The following is a 15,582-nucleotide window of genomic DNA, read 5'->3' on the forward strand; positions in this document are numbered from 1 at the left end:
CCGAGTCCTGCCTGCCCTTTCGGACAGCTCCTCCGCCCCGCCCTCACGCGGGCGTGAGCACCTCGTACGTCGCGCGCAGCGACTGCCACGATTCGTCCGCCAGCTCGTACGGCCGGAAGCACCACAGCTCGCGCAGCCGCGGCAGTCGCGGTCGCGCGGCCACCAGCGCCGCCGCGGTCTCGTCGTCGAAGTCGGTCCCCGGCAGCTCGAGTCGCTCGAGCCCTGCGGCCCACGCCGCCGTGGGCAGGCGGCGCAGCAGCTCGTCGCCCAGCTCGCAGTAGCGCAGCTCGACGTGCGTGAGGCGCGGCATCCCCCGCGCGGCGCACAGCGCCTCGAGGTCGGCGACCTGCCAGCCGACGTACCAGTCGTACTGGAAGTCGATCGCCAGCCGCTCGAGCCGCGGCAGTCGAGCCTCGCGCAGGAACTCGAGCCCCGACCCGCGCGGCGTCGGTGCCGGACCCCAGTCGCGCCGGTTGCTCGGGCCGAGCGGCGCCCCTCCGAGCCAGCCGAGCTCCAGCTCGCGCAGCTCCGGATGCGCCAGCGCATCGACCCACAGCTCGGCCCGCGGCAGGCTCAGCTTCGTCAGCGCCGGGCACTGCGCCAGCGCTCGCTCGAGCGTACGACACGCCACCCACTGCACCCAGTCGCGCTCGTGCGATCGGTCGCACGTCAGCTCGAGCGTCCGCAGCTCCGGCCACGGCCCGGCCGCGATCACGAGCTCGAGCGCCGGATCGAGCTCGTTGCGCCCGTGAGCGTTGCCGCCGAGGTGCAGCTGCGTCAGCCCCGGCGCCCGCGCCAGCATCGCTCGCAGCGCCGCCAGGATCGGCGCCGCGTCGCCCGGCTCGTCGATCGCCAGCGACAGCCCGCCGCTCGCCGCGTCGAACTCGAGCGTGTCGTCCCAGCGGTCGCTCCAGTGCCGCCGGCGATCGAGCACCAGCCGCGACAGCCGCGGCGGCAGCCCGCGGGCCGCGAGCTCGCCCGCCAGCGCCGCGAACTCCTCCTCGTTGCCGCCGAGGTCGCAGCGCAGCTCCAGCGCCCGCAGCCGCGGCTCGGCGCACAGCCGGGGCCACAGCCGCAGCCCGCGGTCGACCGCCAGAGCCAGCTCCACCGGCGAATCACCCGCCTGCAGCAGCTCCTCCGGCAGTTCGTCCGCGCTCACCCCCGCAGTGTACCCGGTCGGCGAGGCGCCCGACCTCGAGCTCGAGCACACCGGCCTCGTTCGTCAGCGAGGCGGCGACCTCCTGCGTCACCTCGCCGAAGCCGCCGCCCGTACCTCGGCCGCGTGCATCAGCCGGCCCCAATGTTCGCCGTGCCTCGCATCAGCCTTTCCAGGCCGACGCGCGGATGACGCTGCAGAAGTTGCCGCGACGGAAGTGAGGGTCCTTGTCGGCCAGTACATCGGCCTTGACGTTGCCAAACGTGGTATCGGGCTTGTGCTTGATGCCGTCGTAGAACGCCTGGATGATGTCTTCCTTGAAATGCTCGGTGCGCGGATGCGCATGCACCACGGCTTCGCGATCGACCTCGGCAAAGGTCTCGTAGCGGATGCCGAGCACGTCCATCTCGACGCCAGCCGTCACCAGCGCGATCTCGGGCGCCATGGTTTCGGGGATGCCAGGCGTGGTGTGCAGCGCGATGGCGGTCCACACCTTTTCCACTTCCCGTTCACCAATGCCACGGCTGCGCAGGAAATCGGCGGCGGAGTCGGCACCATCGACCTCGAAGCGCTTGTCGGGGCTGCTGTGCGCGTGGGTCAGGCCCATGTCGTGGAACATCGCGCCCGCGTAGAGCAGTTCGGGGTCGTACTTGAGGCCCCGGTGCTGTCCGGCCAGTGCGGCCCAGTAGTAGACGCGGCTCGAATGGTGGAACAGCAGCGGCGATTCGGCATCGCGCACGAGTTCGGTGATTTCGCGGGCCAGCTTGCTGTCGGGAACGGCGATGTCGCCGGCTGTGAAGCGCATGGTTGACTCCTGCTCGGTGAAGGTTTGCCTCGAGTCTAGGAGCTGGAGTAGTATGTCTTCAATCGTCGTGATGCGACGAATCAAGACAAAACCGGACAAACCGGACAAACCGGACCGCCCGGGCGACAAGACCGAATTGCCATGCCTGCCACCCGAACTATCGGCCTGTTGGCCATCGAAGGCGTCCAGCTGCTGGACGTATCCGGTCCGCTCGACGTCTTTGCCGAGGCCAATGTCCAGGCGGGTGCCGCGGTCTACCAGATGAAGGTGGTGGCGGTGCGGCGCGGGTCGGTCAGGGCATCGTCCGGCGCCAGGCTGCTGCCCGACATCGTGATCGAGGACGATCCAAAGGCGGCGCGGCTGCCGCGATTTCATACGCTGCTGGTGGGGGGTGCGCCGCATGCGGGTGACGCACCGACCGAGCCGCTGGTGCTGGAGTGGATCCGCCACACCGTGCCTGGCGCACGACGTTACGGTTCGGTCTGCAGCGGCGCATTCCTGCTGGCCGAAGCCGGGCTGCTCGATGGTCGCCGCGTCACCACGCACTGGGCCGCCGCCGATGCGCTGGCGGCGCGCTTTCCGAAAGTTACAGTGGACGCCGACGCCATTCACGTACGGGATGGCAAGCTGCGCACGGCGGCCGGGGTGACGGCCGGAATGGACCTGGCGCTGGCACTCGTCGAGGAAGACCTGGGCCGCGAGATCGCACTGAAGGTCGCCAGCCAACTGGTGATGTTCTTCAAGCGTCCCGGTGGACAGGGACAGTTCAGCCGCCGCGAAGCGCCTGCTGCCGCGAACCGCTCGGCGCTCCAGGAGCTGCAGCGATGGGTGGCCGCGCACCCGGCAGCGGCACACGACGTGCCGAGCCTGGCCGCGCGGATTGGCGTCAGCGCCAGACATCTGTCGCGGCTGTTTCGGGAAGAAGTGAGGGTCACACCGGCCCGCTGGGTGGAAGCGGCGCGCGTGACGGCCGCCAGGCAACTGCTGGAAGAGGGCAATATCGCGCCCAAGCAGGTAGCGGCAGAGTGCGGCTTCTCCAGCGTCGATACGCTGCGGCGCGCGTTCCTGCGAGTGGTGGGGGTGACGCCCGCGGAGTATCGCAAGCGGTTTGTGTCGGTGCTGGACTGAATGCACCCCTCTCCGCGCCTATTCAACAGCCCGCTTCTGCAGCGCCAGCGCGGCCTCGGCCGTCCCGGTCGAGACCCGACGCCCGCCCCTGCACCCGCGCTGCCCCGTCGCCGATTCGTCACCGGGGCGACATCGGCCGCTGACCCGGGCGACGCCGCGCCGCGGCCGGGGGGAGCGATCGTCGTCGCCGATGACGAAGCTCGACCGACGCACCTTTCTCCGCCTCGGCGGCGCGGCCGGCGGCGCGCTGGCGCTGCCGGCGTGTATCCGCGAGGCCATGTCGATCCCCGCCGATTCGGAGGACGGGTCGATCATGGACATCGATCACGTCGTCATCCTGATCCAGGAGAACCGCTCCTTCGATCACTATTTCGGCACCATGCCCGGCGTCCGCGGCTTCGGCGATCGCTTCACGGTCCCCGTCGCCGGCGCCGAATCGGTGTGGCATCAGCGCAAGAGCGGCGACGAGGTCGTCCTGCCGTATCACCTCGACAGCAGCCGCGGCAACGCCCAGCGCGTCGAGGGCCCGCCGCACGGCTTCCTCGACGGCCAGCTCGCCTACGACCACGGCCGCTTCGGCGCCTGGCCCGAGGTCAAGGGCACCGCGTCGATGGGCTATTACACCGAGCAGGAGCTGCGGTTCCAATTCGCCCTGGCCGACGCCTTCACCGTCTGCGACGCCTATCATTGCAGCATTCATAGCAGCACCAACCCCAATCGACTGTTCGCCTTCACCGGCACCAACCGCCTGCCCGGTGGGCCGCCGGCGATCGACAACGACCACGACACCCTCGGCGATGCCGCGGACGGCTACACCTGGACCACCTACGCCGAGCGGCTCGAGGCCGCGGGGGTGTCGTGGAAGGTCTACCAGGACCTGGCCGACAACTTCACCGACAACCCGCTGGTCGGCTTCAAGACCTTCCGCGCCGCGGTCGCCGGCGATCCGGCGTCGCCGCTGGTGGTCAAGGGCGTCTCGACCACCCTCACCAATTCCGACCTCGAGGGCCTGCGGCGCGACGTCCTCGCCGGCACCCTGCCGAGCGTCGCGTGGATCGTCGGGCCCGCCGATTATTCGGAGCACCCCGGGCCCTCGAGCCCGGTCCAGGGCGCCTGCTACGTGCAACAGGTGCTCGAGGCATTGATCGCCGACCCCGACGTGTGGAGCCGCACCGTCCTCATCGTCACCTTCGACGAGAACGACGGCTTCTTCGACCACGTCCCCCCGCCGTGCGCCCCCTCGGGCAACGGCGACGGCACTCTGGCCGGCGCCAGCACCGTCGACGACGCCGGCGAGCGCTACGACGACGACGGCGGCGACCCGTTCTTCGGCCCGCGGCCGCTCGGGCCGGGAATGCGCGTACCGACGTGGATCGTCTCGCCGTTCAGCCGCGGCGGCTGGGTCTGCTCCGAGGTGTTCGACCACACCTCGATCCTCCGCTTCCTCGAGGCCCGCTTCGGCGTCGTCGAGACCAACATCAGCCCGTATCGCCGGGCCGTCTGCGGCGACCTCACCTCCGCCTTCGACTTCGTCACCCCGAACGACGGCGCGCCGCCGGAGCTCCCGAGCATCCCGCGCGCCGAGGCCGACCGGATCCGCGGCGAGCAGGAGCTGCTGGCCGCGATCCCGGCCCCGGTCGGCGCCGCGGGCGTTTGGCCGCGCCAGGCCGCCGGCACCCGTCCCTCGCGCAAGCTGCCCTACGAGCTGCACGTCCTGGCGGACGTCGCCGCGGGCCAGGTCGAGCTCCGCTTCGTCAACGCGGGCCTCGTCGGCGCAGTGTTCCACGTCTACGACCGCAACGACCTCGCCGCCCTGCCGCGCCGCTACGCAGTCGAGGCCGGCAAGTCGCTGGCGGGCCGCTGGCCCGTCGACGCCGGCTACGACCTGTGGATCCTCGGCCCGAACGGCTTCCACCGCCACTTCCGCGGCGACGGCGAGGCGCTCGAGATCGCCGCGATCTACGACCCGCTCGGCGAACGCCTGCGGCTCGCCTGTCACAACCGCGGCGGCGAGGCGCGCACCTTCGTCGTCTCCGCCGACGCCTACTTCGACGGCCCGCCCGCCCGCGTCACCGTCGCCGCCGGCGCTCACGAGTACGTGAACTTCGGCCTGCGCGACAGCGGCTACTGGTACGACTTCACGGTCACGGTCGACGGCGCGCCCGCGTTCTCGCGCCGGCTCGCCGGGCGCATGGAGATCGGTCTCGACTCGATCAGCGACCCCGCGATGGGCACCGCCTAGTCATTCACGAGGACCATCGATCGCGCGGCGTTTGTCGCGAGAGCCGCCGACTGGTTGTGACAATCCGGAACGCCATCGCCATCTTCGCCGGCCATACTCCGGGCGCCGGCCGGACCCTGCCCGACCGCGCGGAGGGAAGGGCCCCATGCGATTCACCCGCCATGCGACCGCCTGGCTCGGCGCCCTCTTCGGGGCCGGTTGCAGCCTGCTCGTCGAGTTCCCCGAGTGCGCCGAGTCGCGCGACTGCATGCCCGGCTGGGACTGCGTCGCCGCGGTCTGCGTCGAGTCCGGCGAGCTCGAGGTCGTCGAGGTCGCCGAGGCGATCCGCGCCGACGCCGAGTGGACCGCCGACAGGGTCTACCGGCTCAAGGGCGAGATCTTCGTCGAGCCGGGCAAGACCCTGACCATTCGCGCCGGTACCACCATTCAGGGCGACGAGGGCTCGGCGCTGATCGTGCGCCGCGGCGCCCGGCTCGAGGCGCGGGGCAACGTCCACGCGCCGATCGTGTTCACCAGCTCGCGGCCCGCGGGCGAGCGCCTCCCTGGCGACTGGGGCGGCGTCACCTTGATGGGCAGCGCCGCGGTCAACGAGCCCGGCGCGGTGCTCGAGGGCGTGGGCGACGCGGCGGCGGCCGTCTACGGCGGCGACGACGACGGCTCGAGCTGCGGGGTGCTCGAGTACGTGCGCATCGAGTTCGCCGGCTTCGCCGTCCTCAAGGACGCCGAGCTCAACGGCCTCACCCTCGCCGGCTGCGGCGCCGGCACCGTCGTCGATCACGTGCAGGTGCACCTGGCCAAGGACGACGGCCTCGAGATCTTCGGCGGCGCCGTCGGCCTGCGCCACGTCCTCATCACCCGCCCCCAGGACGACGGCCTCGACTGGGACCGCGGCTGGCACGGCACCGGCCAGTTCGTCGCCATCGTCCAGGACGAGTTGGGTGACAACGGCATCGAGGCCGACAATTGGACCGACATGCCGGACGCCGAGCCGCGCTCGCGGCCCGTGATCTACAACCTCACCGCGGTCAGCTCCGGCGCCGGCTCGCAGCGCGGCGTCACCTTCAAGGAGGGCACCGGCGGCGCGATCAACAACGCGGTCTTCGTCGGTCACTCGCTCGAGGCGATCGACGTCCGCGGCGCCGAGACGGTCGCCCAGATGATGCAGCGCCGGCTCACCGTCGAGCACGCGCTCTTCTTCAAGATCGGCGCCGGCGGCTCGCACTTCTTCCCGACCCCCGAGGACGAGCAGACCATGACCCCCGAGGACGGCCGCGACGACGACGCCTCGTTCGACGAGGACGCCTTCCTCCGCGACCCCTCGCACGGCCATCGCTTCGGCGTCGATCCGCAGCTCGTCGATCCCTTCAACCGCGAGGCGCCCGATCTGCGGCCGGGGCCGATCGCTCGTGAAGGCGTGCTCATGCCGCCGCCCGAGTTCGACGAGGGCGCCCTGTATGCCGGCGCCTTCGCCCCTGACGGCGAGCCGTGGACCGCCGGCTGGACCGCATTCCCCGAAGGTTGACGCGGCGGCGCCGGCGCTGCCGCCAATCATCACACCGCAATTGTCGCCTGACCTCCGGGGTAGTTGACACGAACGTCGCCGAATCTCCCGCGAAGCGTCGGCCGGGTGCGACTTTCGAGCATTAGCGTCCACGCGCCGGCGGTCGACCGACGGCAGGAGACCCTCGATGCCTCGCACTCGCTTCACGCTCCGCCTCACTTCCCCCGCCCTGTGGCTCGGTCTGTTCGTCGCGCCTGCGTGCGGCGACGACTCCGCGGCCATGACCGACACTGCTGCCGGTAGCGACACCGACACCGACAGCGGCGAGCCCGGCGAGCCCGGCGAGCCTGGCGAGCCTGGCGAGCCTGGCGAGCCCGGTGACCCCGGTCAGCCCGGCGACCCCGGTGACCCCGGCGATCCCGGCGACCCCGGTGACCCTGGTGATCCCGGCGACCCCGGTGAGCCCGGCGACCCCGGTGAGCCCGGCGACCCCGGCCTCGACTTCGATCGGGCCCCGCGCTCGAGCGTCGTCGCGCTCCACTTCGCCGACGACCTCGACACCGGCGCCACCGACATCGCCGAGCTGGTCAAGGCGCTCGCGGGACATGTCGCAACGGACACGTTGCCGCCCGGCCTGCAGTTCCCGCTCGCCCCGGCCTCGACCGACACCGTGCGCGTGATCGCGGGCCTGCGCTCCAACGTCCTCGTGCGCTGGCTCGACCCGCTGGGCCACGAGGACCTGCCGGAGTCGGCCCGGTTCGGCGCCAACAACGATTACATCGCCTACTTCGGCGACGGCTGGAACGACTCGCCCGGCGACGTCCCGCAGTGGCACGGCAGCGGCAGCGGCGCGTGGATGTGGGTCAACCACGAGTACGTCTCCGGCAGCAGCCCGACCAGCACCTCCGCGCCGAACGGCCAGCACCTCACCTTCGCCCAGTTCCTCTACCGCCTCCAGCTGCTCGCCCTCGACGTCGGCGGCGACCTGTGGGACCACGACTCGCTCATCACCTACGGCAAGGAGTACAAGCGGCAGGTCGGTGGTTCGTGGCTGCACGCGGTGCAGGACCCGGCCAGCGGCGAGTGGTCGCTCGACCGCAGCCGCCCCGCCGTCCGCTACGACGCCACCAGCGCCACCCTCACCAAGATCACCGGCCTCGCGGGCCTCAGCAGCGACAAGGACGACGCGGGCGCCGACCTGCCCGCGGGCGTCGTCGCCGGCATCCTCGGCGACTGCTCGGGCGGCCAGACCCCGTGGGGCACCGTGCTCACCGCCGAGGAGAACGTCCAGGACTACTACGGCGACATGGAGACCTGCTGGAACGGCCAGCAGTTCGTCCCCGGCGCCGGCTGTGACGCGGGCCAGGACGTCGCCCTCGACGTCACCGCCAGCGACAGCAGCGAGTTCGGCAAGTCGCCCGACGCCAACGCCAGGCACCCGCGCGACCTCTACGGCTACCTCGTGGAGATCGATCCGGGCGCGCCCGCCGACGAGTTCTACGAGAAGAACGAGCCCGGCGTCGGTCACCGCAAGCTCGGCGCCCTCGGCCGCGCGCGCTGGGAGAACGCCACCTTCGCGGTCGACGGCGAGTGGAAGCCGCTGGTCGGCGAGCCGCTCGTGATCTACGGCGGCGACGATCGCCGCAGCGGCCGGATCTTCAAGTTCGTGTCGAAGGACCCGTACACCGCCGGCATGACGAAGGCCCAGGCGCGCGCGCTGCTCGACGAGGGCGACCTCTACGTCGCGCACTTCGCCGGCCTCGACAACACCACCGGCACCGAGCTCGCCGGCGGCGTCCAGCCGACCGAGGCCGCTCCGGGCCAGGGCAAGTGGATCCACCTCTCGGTCGACAACGCCACCGACGATGCGCCCAACGCCGGCACCGCCGCCGGCCCGGCCGGGACCAAGGTCGGCGCCGCGCTCAAGGCGGCCGACTGGAACGGCATCGGCGGCCTGCCGACCGACGACGACATGCGTCGGGTGCTGTTCACCGCCTGCAACAAGCTCGGGGTCATGGAGCTCAACCGCCCCGAGGATCTCGAGTGGAACCCCAACGATCCGAGCGGCACCCCGCGGCTCTACGTCGCCTTCACCAAGCACGGCGGCCAGACCGCGCTCGACGGCGAGGGCGTGATGTTCGCCCCCGACGAGTACGCCGAGAAGGCGCCCAAGCGCAGCGACCCGGTCGGCACGATCTTCGCCATGCAGGAGGCCGACCCGGACAAGCCGGCCGACTCGCTGACCTTCACCTACTTCAAGGCGTTCCACGGCACCGAGGGCGACGGGCCGTTCGACGCCTCCGACCCGGACAATCTCGTCATCGATCGCAACGGCGGCGTGTGGTTCGGCACCGACGGCAACTTCGGCGTCAGCGGCCACGCCGACGCGGTCTACTACCTCGACCTCGATCCGGCCCACAAGGCGGGCGAGCCGGGGGTCGTCACGCCGACGTGGGGCAAGGCCATGCGCATCGTCGCCGGTCCGAGCGACAGCGAGGCGACCGGCCCGGCGCTGAGCAGCGACATGCGGACCCTGTTCTTCTCGGTCCAGCACCCGGGCGAGGCGGTCTACTCGGCCTGGCCCGGCACTCCGTAGGAACTTCGAGCCATGTCACGCCTGCACGGCCCCGGCTTCCACCTCGCCTCTGCCTTCGCCCTGCTCGCCCTCGTGGGCGGGCAGTGGTGGCTGTCCCCCCGCGCGAGCTCGGAGGCCGCGGCCGCGCCGGCCCGCGCCCCCGCGGAGCGCTACGACCCGCTGGCGGTCGCGCGCGCCGCGGGCACGCGGGTCGACAACCTCGAGGCCTCGATCCCGCCGCAGTGTTACACGCGGACCGGCGCGCACTCGAACCCGTGCTACGCCTGCCACACCGCCGCGCGCGATCCGAACGGCATGAACGACTGGCACTTGCAGGAGGAGTACGCCTTCTCCGACGAGGGCCGCGTCAACCACTGGACCAACCTCTTCGTCGATCGCCGGCCGGCGATCGCCGCGATCGCCGACGACGACGTCCTCCGGTACGTCCGCGAGGACAACTACGGCCCGCTGCGCGAGGCGCTGCGCGACCGGGCCGACTTCGCCGGCTACGTCCCCGACCTCGACCTCGCCGCCGGCTTCGGCCCCGACGGCCTCGCGCGCGACGGCAGCATGTGGCGCACCTACGCCTATAAGCCGTTCGTCGGCGCGTTCTGGCCGACCAACGGCAGCGCCGGCGACGCCTTCGTCCGCCTTCCCGAGTCTTTTCGGACAGGTTCGGACGGACATGTCTCCGCGGACATCTACAAGCTCAACCTGGCCGTGCTCGAGGCGGCCCTGGCCGCGCCGTCGCGGCCGGGGCCCGGGTTCGCCTGGCCGACCGAGCCGCTCGACGAGCGGGCCGTCGGCGTCGACCTCGACCGCGACGGTCGGCTCGGCAGCGCCACCGTCCTGCGCGGCCTGCCGACCCACTACTTCGGCGACGCCGCGCGCCAGCCGGTGCGCCGCGGCGTCTACCCCGAGGGCACCGAGTTCCTGCACAGCGTCCGCTACCTCGACCCCGACGCGCCGGGCCTCGTCGCCGCGCGCATGAAGGAGCTGCGCTACGCGCGGAAGGTCGACGAGCTCGACCGCTGGGCCATCCAGCGCGCCTACGAGGAGGAGTTCGACAGCCGCCAGGAGGGCCAGCTGCCGGTCTGGCGCGGCTCGCCCGAGGTCGGCCTGCTCGGCGACTTCGGCTGGCAGCTGCAGGGCTTCATCGAGGACGAGCGGGGCCGCCTGCGCCTCCAGACCGCCGAGGAGCACCGCTTCTGCATGGGCTGTCACAACGGCATCGGCGTCACCGTCGACCAGACCTTCTCGTTCCCGCGCAAGCTGCCGGGCGCGCCGGGCTGGAAATATCAGGACCTGCGCGGCCTCGCCGACGTCCCCGCGGCCGGCCACGCCGAGCCCGAGTACCTCACGTACATGCGCCGCGTCAGCGGCGGCGACGAGCTGCGGGCCAACGACGAGATGATGGCGCGCTTCTTCCCCGGCGGCGCGCTCGACGAGGCCGAGGTCCGCCGCGCCGCGCCCGGCGGCGACCGCGACCTCGCCTGGCTGCTCGCCCCCTCGCGCGCCCGCGCCCTCGCCCTCGACAAGGCCTACTGGCTGCTCGTCCGCGAGCAGTCGTTCACCCGCGGCCGCGACGCCACCCTCGCCCCGGCCGCCAACGTCCACCGCGAGATCGGCACCAGGACCACGGAGCTGGCCGCCGCCCAGACCCGCTGGCTCGACGCCCGCCTGCAGCTCGCCTGGCCCGAAGCGCAGGCGCTGAGCGCCGGGCAGTGACTCCGCAGACTCCGAAGACATGTCCTTCAGGACATGCCTTCGGAAGGCCGGAGCCCAGCCCTCCGCGACCTATCCTTGTGGACATTCACGGCAGCACCTCGGCCATCCGCTCGGCTTGCCGTGCCGCCGCCTCACGCAGCCTTCACCCGCACGCCGCCGCCAGCGTCAGGCGGTGCAGCGCGACCAGCTCCGCGCGGTCGAGCGTCGCGCTGATGTAGCCGCCCGCCAGCACGAACGCGACCGCGATCCCGCGCCGCCGGCACGACTCGAACACCAGGCGCTCGCGCGTCGCCAGCACCTCCGCGGTGATGCCCGTCAGCGCCCCGTCGCCGCTGCGCTCGTGGAGGTCCATCCCGGCGTTGTAGATGCACAGCGAGAACCGCGGCGCCGCGCGCTCGAGCTCCGCCAGCCGCCCCTCCACCGTCGGCAAGTAATCGTCCGCCCGGCGCACCAGGTCGAGCGTCCACCGCTCCGACGGCTCGTACGCGTCGTAGTCATCGACCGACACATCGGTGTGCCACACCCGCGGGTCCTCCGCGAGCAGCGAGTGCGTCCCGCCGCCGCAGTGGGCGTCGAGGTCGAGCACCAGCACCGCGCCCGCCCCGGCCTGCAGCGCCGCCCTGGCCGCCAGCGCCAGGCCGTTGAAGGTGCAGCTGCCGGCCCCGTGGCGCCGCCGCGCGTGGTGCAGCCCGCTCGACAGCGAACCCGCCCCGCCGCCCGTCAACGCCGCCCGCGCGGCCGCCACCGCCCCGCCGTTCGACGCCCGCACCATCGTCCACAGCGCAGGGTCCCAAGTAAAACCCTGCGACTCTGCCAGCTCGCGCGGCTCCCCGCTGCGGACCGCCTCGACGTACTCGGGGTCGTGCACCTCGCCCAGCTCGGCCGCCGTCAGCGGCTCCGGCGCCCGCACCTCGATCCCGGCGATCGGCGCCGCGACCAGCGACTCGTGGACCCACTGGGCCTTGCGGGTGGTGTCGAACTCGTGGCGAGCGAGCACGTACTCCGGGCTGAAGTACACCGGGACGGGGAGCGGCATGGCGCGAACCTACTACGAACATTCGCCCGCGGCGAGTCGCACGATCGCGCGCCCCTTCGGGCGCGCCCGCGCCCCCGTCGTCGCCGCCGGGCCTTCCGGACATGCCGCATGGAACATGTCCGAAAGATCATCCAGCGCTACAGCTTCGGGCAGTCCCCGATCGGGTTGGACGACAGCCAGCAGTCGGCCACGTACGTCGTGCCCCACGGATCGGGCTCGGTCGCCCGCAGCTCGAGCTCGAGGTTGTAGCCCTGCTCGGCGCAGCGCGGGTCGAGCTCGTTGTCGGCGCGGACGACGAAGCAGCGCGGCGAACCGCCCTGGCTGACCCACCCCCCGTCCACGCGGACGCACTGGGGTATGCTGGTGCTCCAGTCCTCGGCCCAGTTGGTCGCGATGACGTCGCAGATCGGGTCGAGCTCGTGCGTGTCCGGGTCTGCGTCGTGGACGCAGCGCCAGTAGCAGGCCGGGCCCAGGTTTTCGCTCATCGTCACCGCCGCCCGGGTGAACGCCTCCGACCAGTCGGGCTCGCAGATCGAGGCCGCCGGCAGCCCTGCGAGCGCGAACTCGTCACCCGCGGCCAGGAGCCGCACCGGCGGCGGCGCGGCCATCTCGTCGCTGCAACCGGGGCCGATCCCGTGCTGCGTCTGGAACCCTGGATCGTCGGCGTCCGCGTACCCGATCGCCTGACCCTCGGCGTAACCGGGCGGCACCCCGGCGACGCTGAACACCCGGACCTGCGCCCCGAACTTGTACGTCTCGCGCTCGTCCTCCCACGACTTCAGCAGCTCGGCGAAGGTCTGCGCCGACGTCAGCACCGCCTGCTCCGGGGTCGTCGTCATCCCGTCGTCGCCGCGGTCGACCGGCCCGCAGCCCTCGTAGACCGGCCCGGGCCCGTCACAGGCGACGCCGGCGCGCCAGCAAATTCCCGGCGACAGCTCCGGCAGCTGCAGGTCGCCCCAGAACACCTCGTTGTCGCTGAAGATCGCCTCGTGCCCCGGCGCGACCGAACAATCGTTCCCCGCGCTGATCACCACGATCAGCAGATCGGCCGCCCCGCGCACGAAGCCGTACGCAGGATCGCCCTCGTCGAGCGAGCGCGCGACGGCCTGCTCGATGCTGGCGAGCGGGCTCGTGAACTCGCAGCCCGTCACTCCTTGCGGCACCGCGCAGCGCAGCGCCTCGGCCAGCCCGACCCCGTCCGGCAGGTTGTCCCAGCCCGGCCCCGCCTCGAGCCACGGCCGCGGCGCGAGCTCGCCGTCGCGCTCGGGCGTCGGCTCCAGCGCCAGCGCCTCGAGCGAGCACGCGGCAGTGCACGCCTCGCGCGCGTCGACCCCGGCCTCGTCGTCGACGAACTCGTCGAGCCGCGCGCGACAGCTCTCCATCCGCAGCGCCCCCCGCTCCGCCGCCGTCGCGCACTGCGGGTTGCCGGCGTCCGTAGTCGTGACGCCGAAGCGCAGCGACAGCGCCGGCCTCGCCGCGCCCAACGCCTCGGCGAACGCAGTCATCGCGCCCGCGAGCTGCGGCAGGCGCGGCGCGATCGCCGGGCTGTCGTCGACGACGAACAGGACGTCGAGCTCGAAGTAAGAGATGTCGATCGCCAGGAGGCCGGGCCCCGGAAATCCCGGCGTCGGAGTCGCCGTGATGCACACCCCGTCGCGCTCGTTCGCGCCGAGGAACACGCACGTCTGGCTCTCGGGACAGTCCGCGGCCACCTCGCAGGCCCCGACCGCCGCCGGTTCGTCGGCGCACGCGAGCCCGACGCTCAAGCAGATCGGCAGGAGCCTGGCGCCGCGCGCCGCTCCGCAGGTCTCCTTGAAACCGACCACCCGGCGACGTTACCCTGGGTGGCGATGCCTTCCAAGCCTCCCCGTCGCCGGTGCGCCCTCGCGCTCGGCCTCGGCCTCGGCCTGGCCGCCTGCAACGAGCCCGCGAGCGGCGGAGCGGCCTGTCTGCCGCCCGGGCGCCCCGTCGAGGAGGCCATCGAGATCCCCATCGACAAGGCGCCGGACGCTCCGGCCTCGGCCTCGTCCCTGTGGTGGTTCTGCGAGGATCCGCCGCCCGAGGTGCTGCTCGACGGTCGGTACAAGACCGAGCTCGTGTGGGTCGACGGTGAAGAGTGCGACCCCTGCGACCTCGAGCGGATCGCCAGCTACGCCACTCCTCAGGTGTGCGACAGCCGCGGCCCGATCCGCCTCCTGTGCGGACCGATCCCGCAGCAGCAGCAGCCGAACCCGTGGGATCGCAAGGGCTGCGTCTACGCGGTCGCGACCTCCAGCGGCTGCTCGTTCTGAGCTCGCGGCCGACACGCAATCGTACCTCCGCGGGTCCTGCCATTCGCCAGGTCCCACCAATCATCCCAATCACGGGCGCCCCGCGCCGGCCGGACGCGACGGAGCCCGCGACCTCGACTCAAGCCGCTGCCGCGCCGCGCAGCTCGGCGATCACGTCCTCCATGCGGTTGTACGACACCTGCATGCCGCCCTCCATGCCCGAGTTGATGTGCCCGTCGCGGTGCTCCTTGCACGAGTGCTGGACCAGAGTCCGCATCGTCGTCACCCCGTCGACCTCCTCGAAGGTCATGACATTGAGCGCCTCGCCGTCGGGGAAGCCCTCGTAGACCTCCGTCGACACCAGCCGGCGCGGCCGATCGATCTCGCGGAATTGTCCGTGGAAGCCGACCTCCATGTCGCGCTCGCGGATGACGTAGCGCCAGCGGCCGCCCTCGCGCAGGTCGACCTCGCAGACCAGCCACTCCGACGTCTCGAAGCCCCACCAGCGCCGGATCAGCGCGGGCGTGGTCCAGGCCTTGAAGACGAGCTCGGCCGGGTAATCGAAGGCGCGGGTGATGAGGATCTCGGTGTCCGACGGCAGGGTGACGACGGCCGAACCATGGCGAGTGGGAACGATCTTGTTGGTGGTCATGACTGCTTCTTCTCCTGGGAATGGAGCTCGGCGAGGAGGTCGTCGAGCCGGTCGAGACGGGTGTTCCAGGTGCGCTCGAAGGTGCGTACCCAGTCGTGGATGGGCTTCAGCGCCGGGCCGTTCAGCCGGTACCAGCGGTGCTTCCCGTCGACGCGCACGTGCACGACACCGACCGCCCGCAGCACGCCGAGGTGCTTCGACACCGTCGGCTGGCTGAGGCCCAGCCGCTCCGCGAGCTCGCCGACCGTCGCCTCCCCGCTGCCCAGGGCATCGAGGAGGTCGCGTCGGCTCGCCTCGGCGACGGCGTTGAAGACATCGGTGGTCGTGGGCGTGCGAGCCACTTGGACATCATATTCCCATATGGGAATGTGTCAAGCCCGAAGCCGCCGCCGCTCGACCGGAACCGATCGAGCGACGGTCCTTTCCTGAAACGCCGCGGCCCCGCCCGCGCCGTCGCGCGAACGGGGCCGTCAGCCGCGGCTCGTCGCC

The 15,582-nt window shown here is 71.9% G+C and carries 12 protein-coding genes; 6 read left to right on the forward strand and 6 right to left on the reverse strand.

The features are described 5' to 3' along the window. Positions 1 to 43: 43 nt before the first annotated feature. Together O0S08_RS36350 and O0S08_RS36355 are read right to left on the reverse strand one after the other, a co-directional pair. Positions 44 to 1,159, reverse strand: a complete 1,116-nt coding sequence (locus O0S08_RS36350) for a hypothetical protein (protein WP_269034047.1) — start codon at positions 1,157 to 1,159, stop codon at positions 44 to 46. A gap of 160 nt (positions 1,160 to 1,319) precedes the next feature. Continuing rightward, positions 1,320 to 1,961 carry an HD domain-containing protein gene (locus O0S08_RS36355; protein WP_269034048.1) on the reverse strand — a complete coding sequence of 214 codons (642 nt, stop codon included), beginning with the start codon at positions 1,959 to 1,961 and terminating at the stop codon, positions 1,320 to 1,322. Positions 1,962 to 2,102: 141 nt separating this feature from the next. On the opposite strand from O0S08_RS36355, the gene O0S08_RS36360 reads away from it, so the two are divergent. The 5 genes from O0S08_RS36360 to O0S08_RS36380 all read left to right on the forward strand — a co-directional run bounded on the left by O0S08_RS36360 (position 2,103) and on the right by O0S08_RS36380 (position 11,135). Further along, a complete protein-coding gene (locus tag O0S08_RS36360) occupies positions 2,103 to 3,089 on the forward strand; it encodes a GlxA family transcriptional regulator (RefSeq protein WP_269034049.1) in 987 nt (328 codons plus the stop codon). 190 nt (positions 3,090 to 3,279) lie between these two features. Beyond that, a complete protein-coding gene (locus O0S08_RS36365) occupies positions 3,280 to 5,331 on the forward strand; it encodes a phosphocholine-specific phospholipase C (protein WP_269034050.1) in 2,052 nt (683 codons plus the stop codon). A gap of 145 nt (positions 5,332 to 5,476) precedes the next feature. Continuing rightward, positions 5,477 to 6,853, forward strand: a complete 1,377-nt coding sequence (locus O0S08_RS36370; RefSeq protein WP_269034051.1) for a beta-helix domain-containing protein — start codon at positions 5,477 to 5,479, stop codon at positions 6,851 to 6,853. A 166-nt stretch (positions 6,854 to 7,019) separates the two neighbouring features. Further along, on the forward strand, positions 7,020 to 9,428 hold the full coding sequence (locus tag O0S08_RS36375) for a PhoX family protein (RefSeq protein ID WP_269034052.1): 2,409 nt from the start codon (positions 7,020 to 7,022) through the stop codon (positions 9,426 to 9,428). Between the two features lie 12 nt (positions 9,429 to 9,440). Then, positions 9,441 to 11,135: an Aq_1262 family (lipo)protein gene (locus O0S08_RS36380; protein ID WP_269034053.1), complete on the forward strand. Its 1,695-nt coding sequence runs from the start codon at positions 9,441 to 9,443 to the stop codon at positions 11,133 to 11,135. Between the two features lie 142 nt (positions 11,136 to 11,277). Here the strand turns inward: O0S08_RS36380 and O0S08_RS36385 are convergent, their stop codons facing one another. Beyond that, complete coding sequence (locus O0S08_RS36385) at positions 11,278 to 12,171, reverse strand: histone deacetylase (RefSeq protein ID WP_269034054.1); 894 nt, start codon at positions 12,169 to 12,171, stop codon at positions 11,278 to 11,280. Positions 12,172 to 12,308: 137 nt separating this feature from the next. Continuing rightward, a complete protein-coding gene (locus O0S08_RS36390) occupies positions 12,309 to 13,997 on the reverse strand; it encodes a hypothetical protein (protein ID WP_269034055.1) in 1,689 nt (562 codons plus the stop codon). A gap of 24 nt (positions 13,998 to 14,021) precedes the next feature. Here O0S08_RS36390 and O0S08_RS36395 point away from each other — a divergent pair, with 24 nt between their 5' ends. After that, positions 14,022 to 14,462 carry a hypothetical protein gene (locus tag O0S08_RS36395; protein ID WP_269034056.1) on the forward strand — a complete coding sequence of 147 codons (441 nt, stop codon included), beginning with the start codon at positions 14,022 to 14,024 and terminating at the stop codon, positions 14,460 to 14,462. 118 nt (positions 14,463 to 14,580) lie between these two features. On the opposite strand, the gene O0S08_RS36400 is transcribed toward O0S08_RS36395, so the two are convergent. Together O0S08_RS36400 and O0S08_RS36405 are read right to left on the reverse strand one after the other, a co-directional pair. Beyond that, a complete protein-coding gene (locus tag O0S08_RS36400; RefSeq protein ID WP_269034057.1) occupies positions 14,581 to 15,093 on the reverse strand; it encodes an SRPBCC family protein in 513 nt (170 codons plus the stop codon). Next, entirely contained in the window at positions 15,090 to 15,434 is a 345-nt protein-coding gene (locus O0S08_RS36405; protein ID WP_269034058.1) for an ArsR/SmtB family transcription factor, read from the reverse strand. Before O0S08_RS36405 ends, O0S08_RS36400 begins: the two co-directional genes overlap by 4 nt. Positions 15,435 to 15,582 lie beyond the last annotated feature (148 nt).

This window comes from Nannocystis punicea (assembly GCF_026965555.1).
Lineage (GTDB): Bacteria > Myxococcota_A > Polyangia > Nannocystales > Nannocystaceae > Nannocystis > Nannocystis punicea.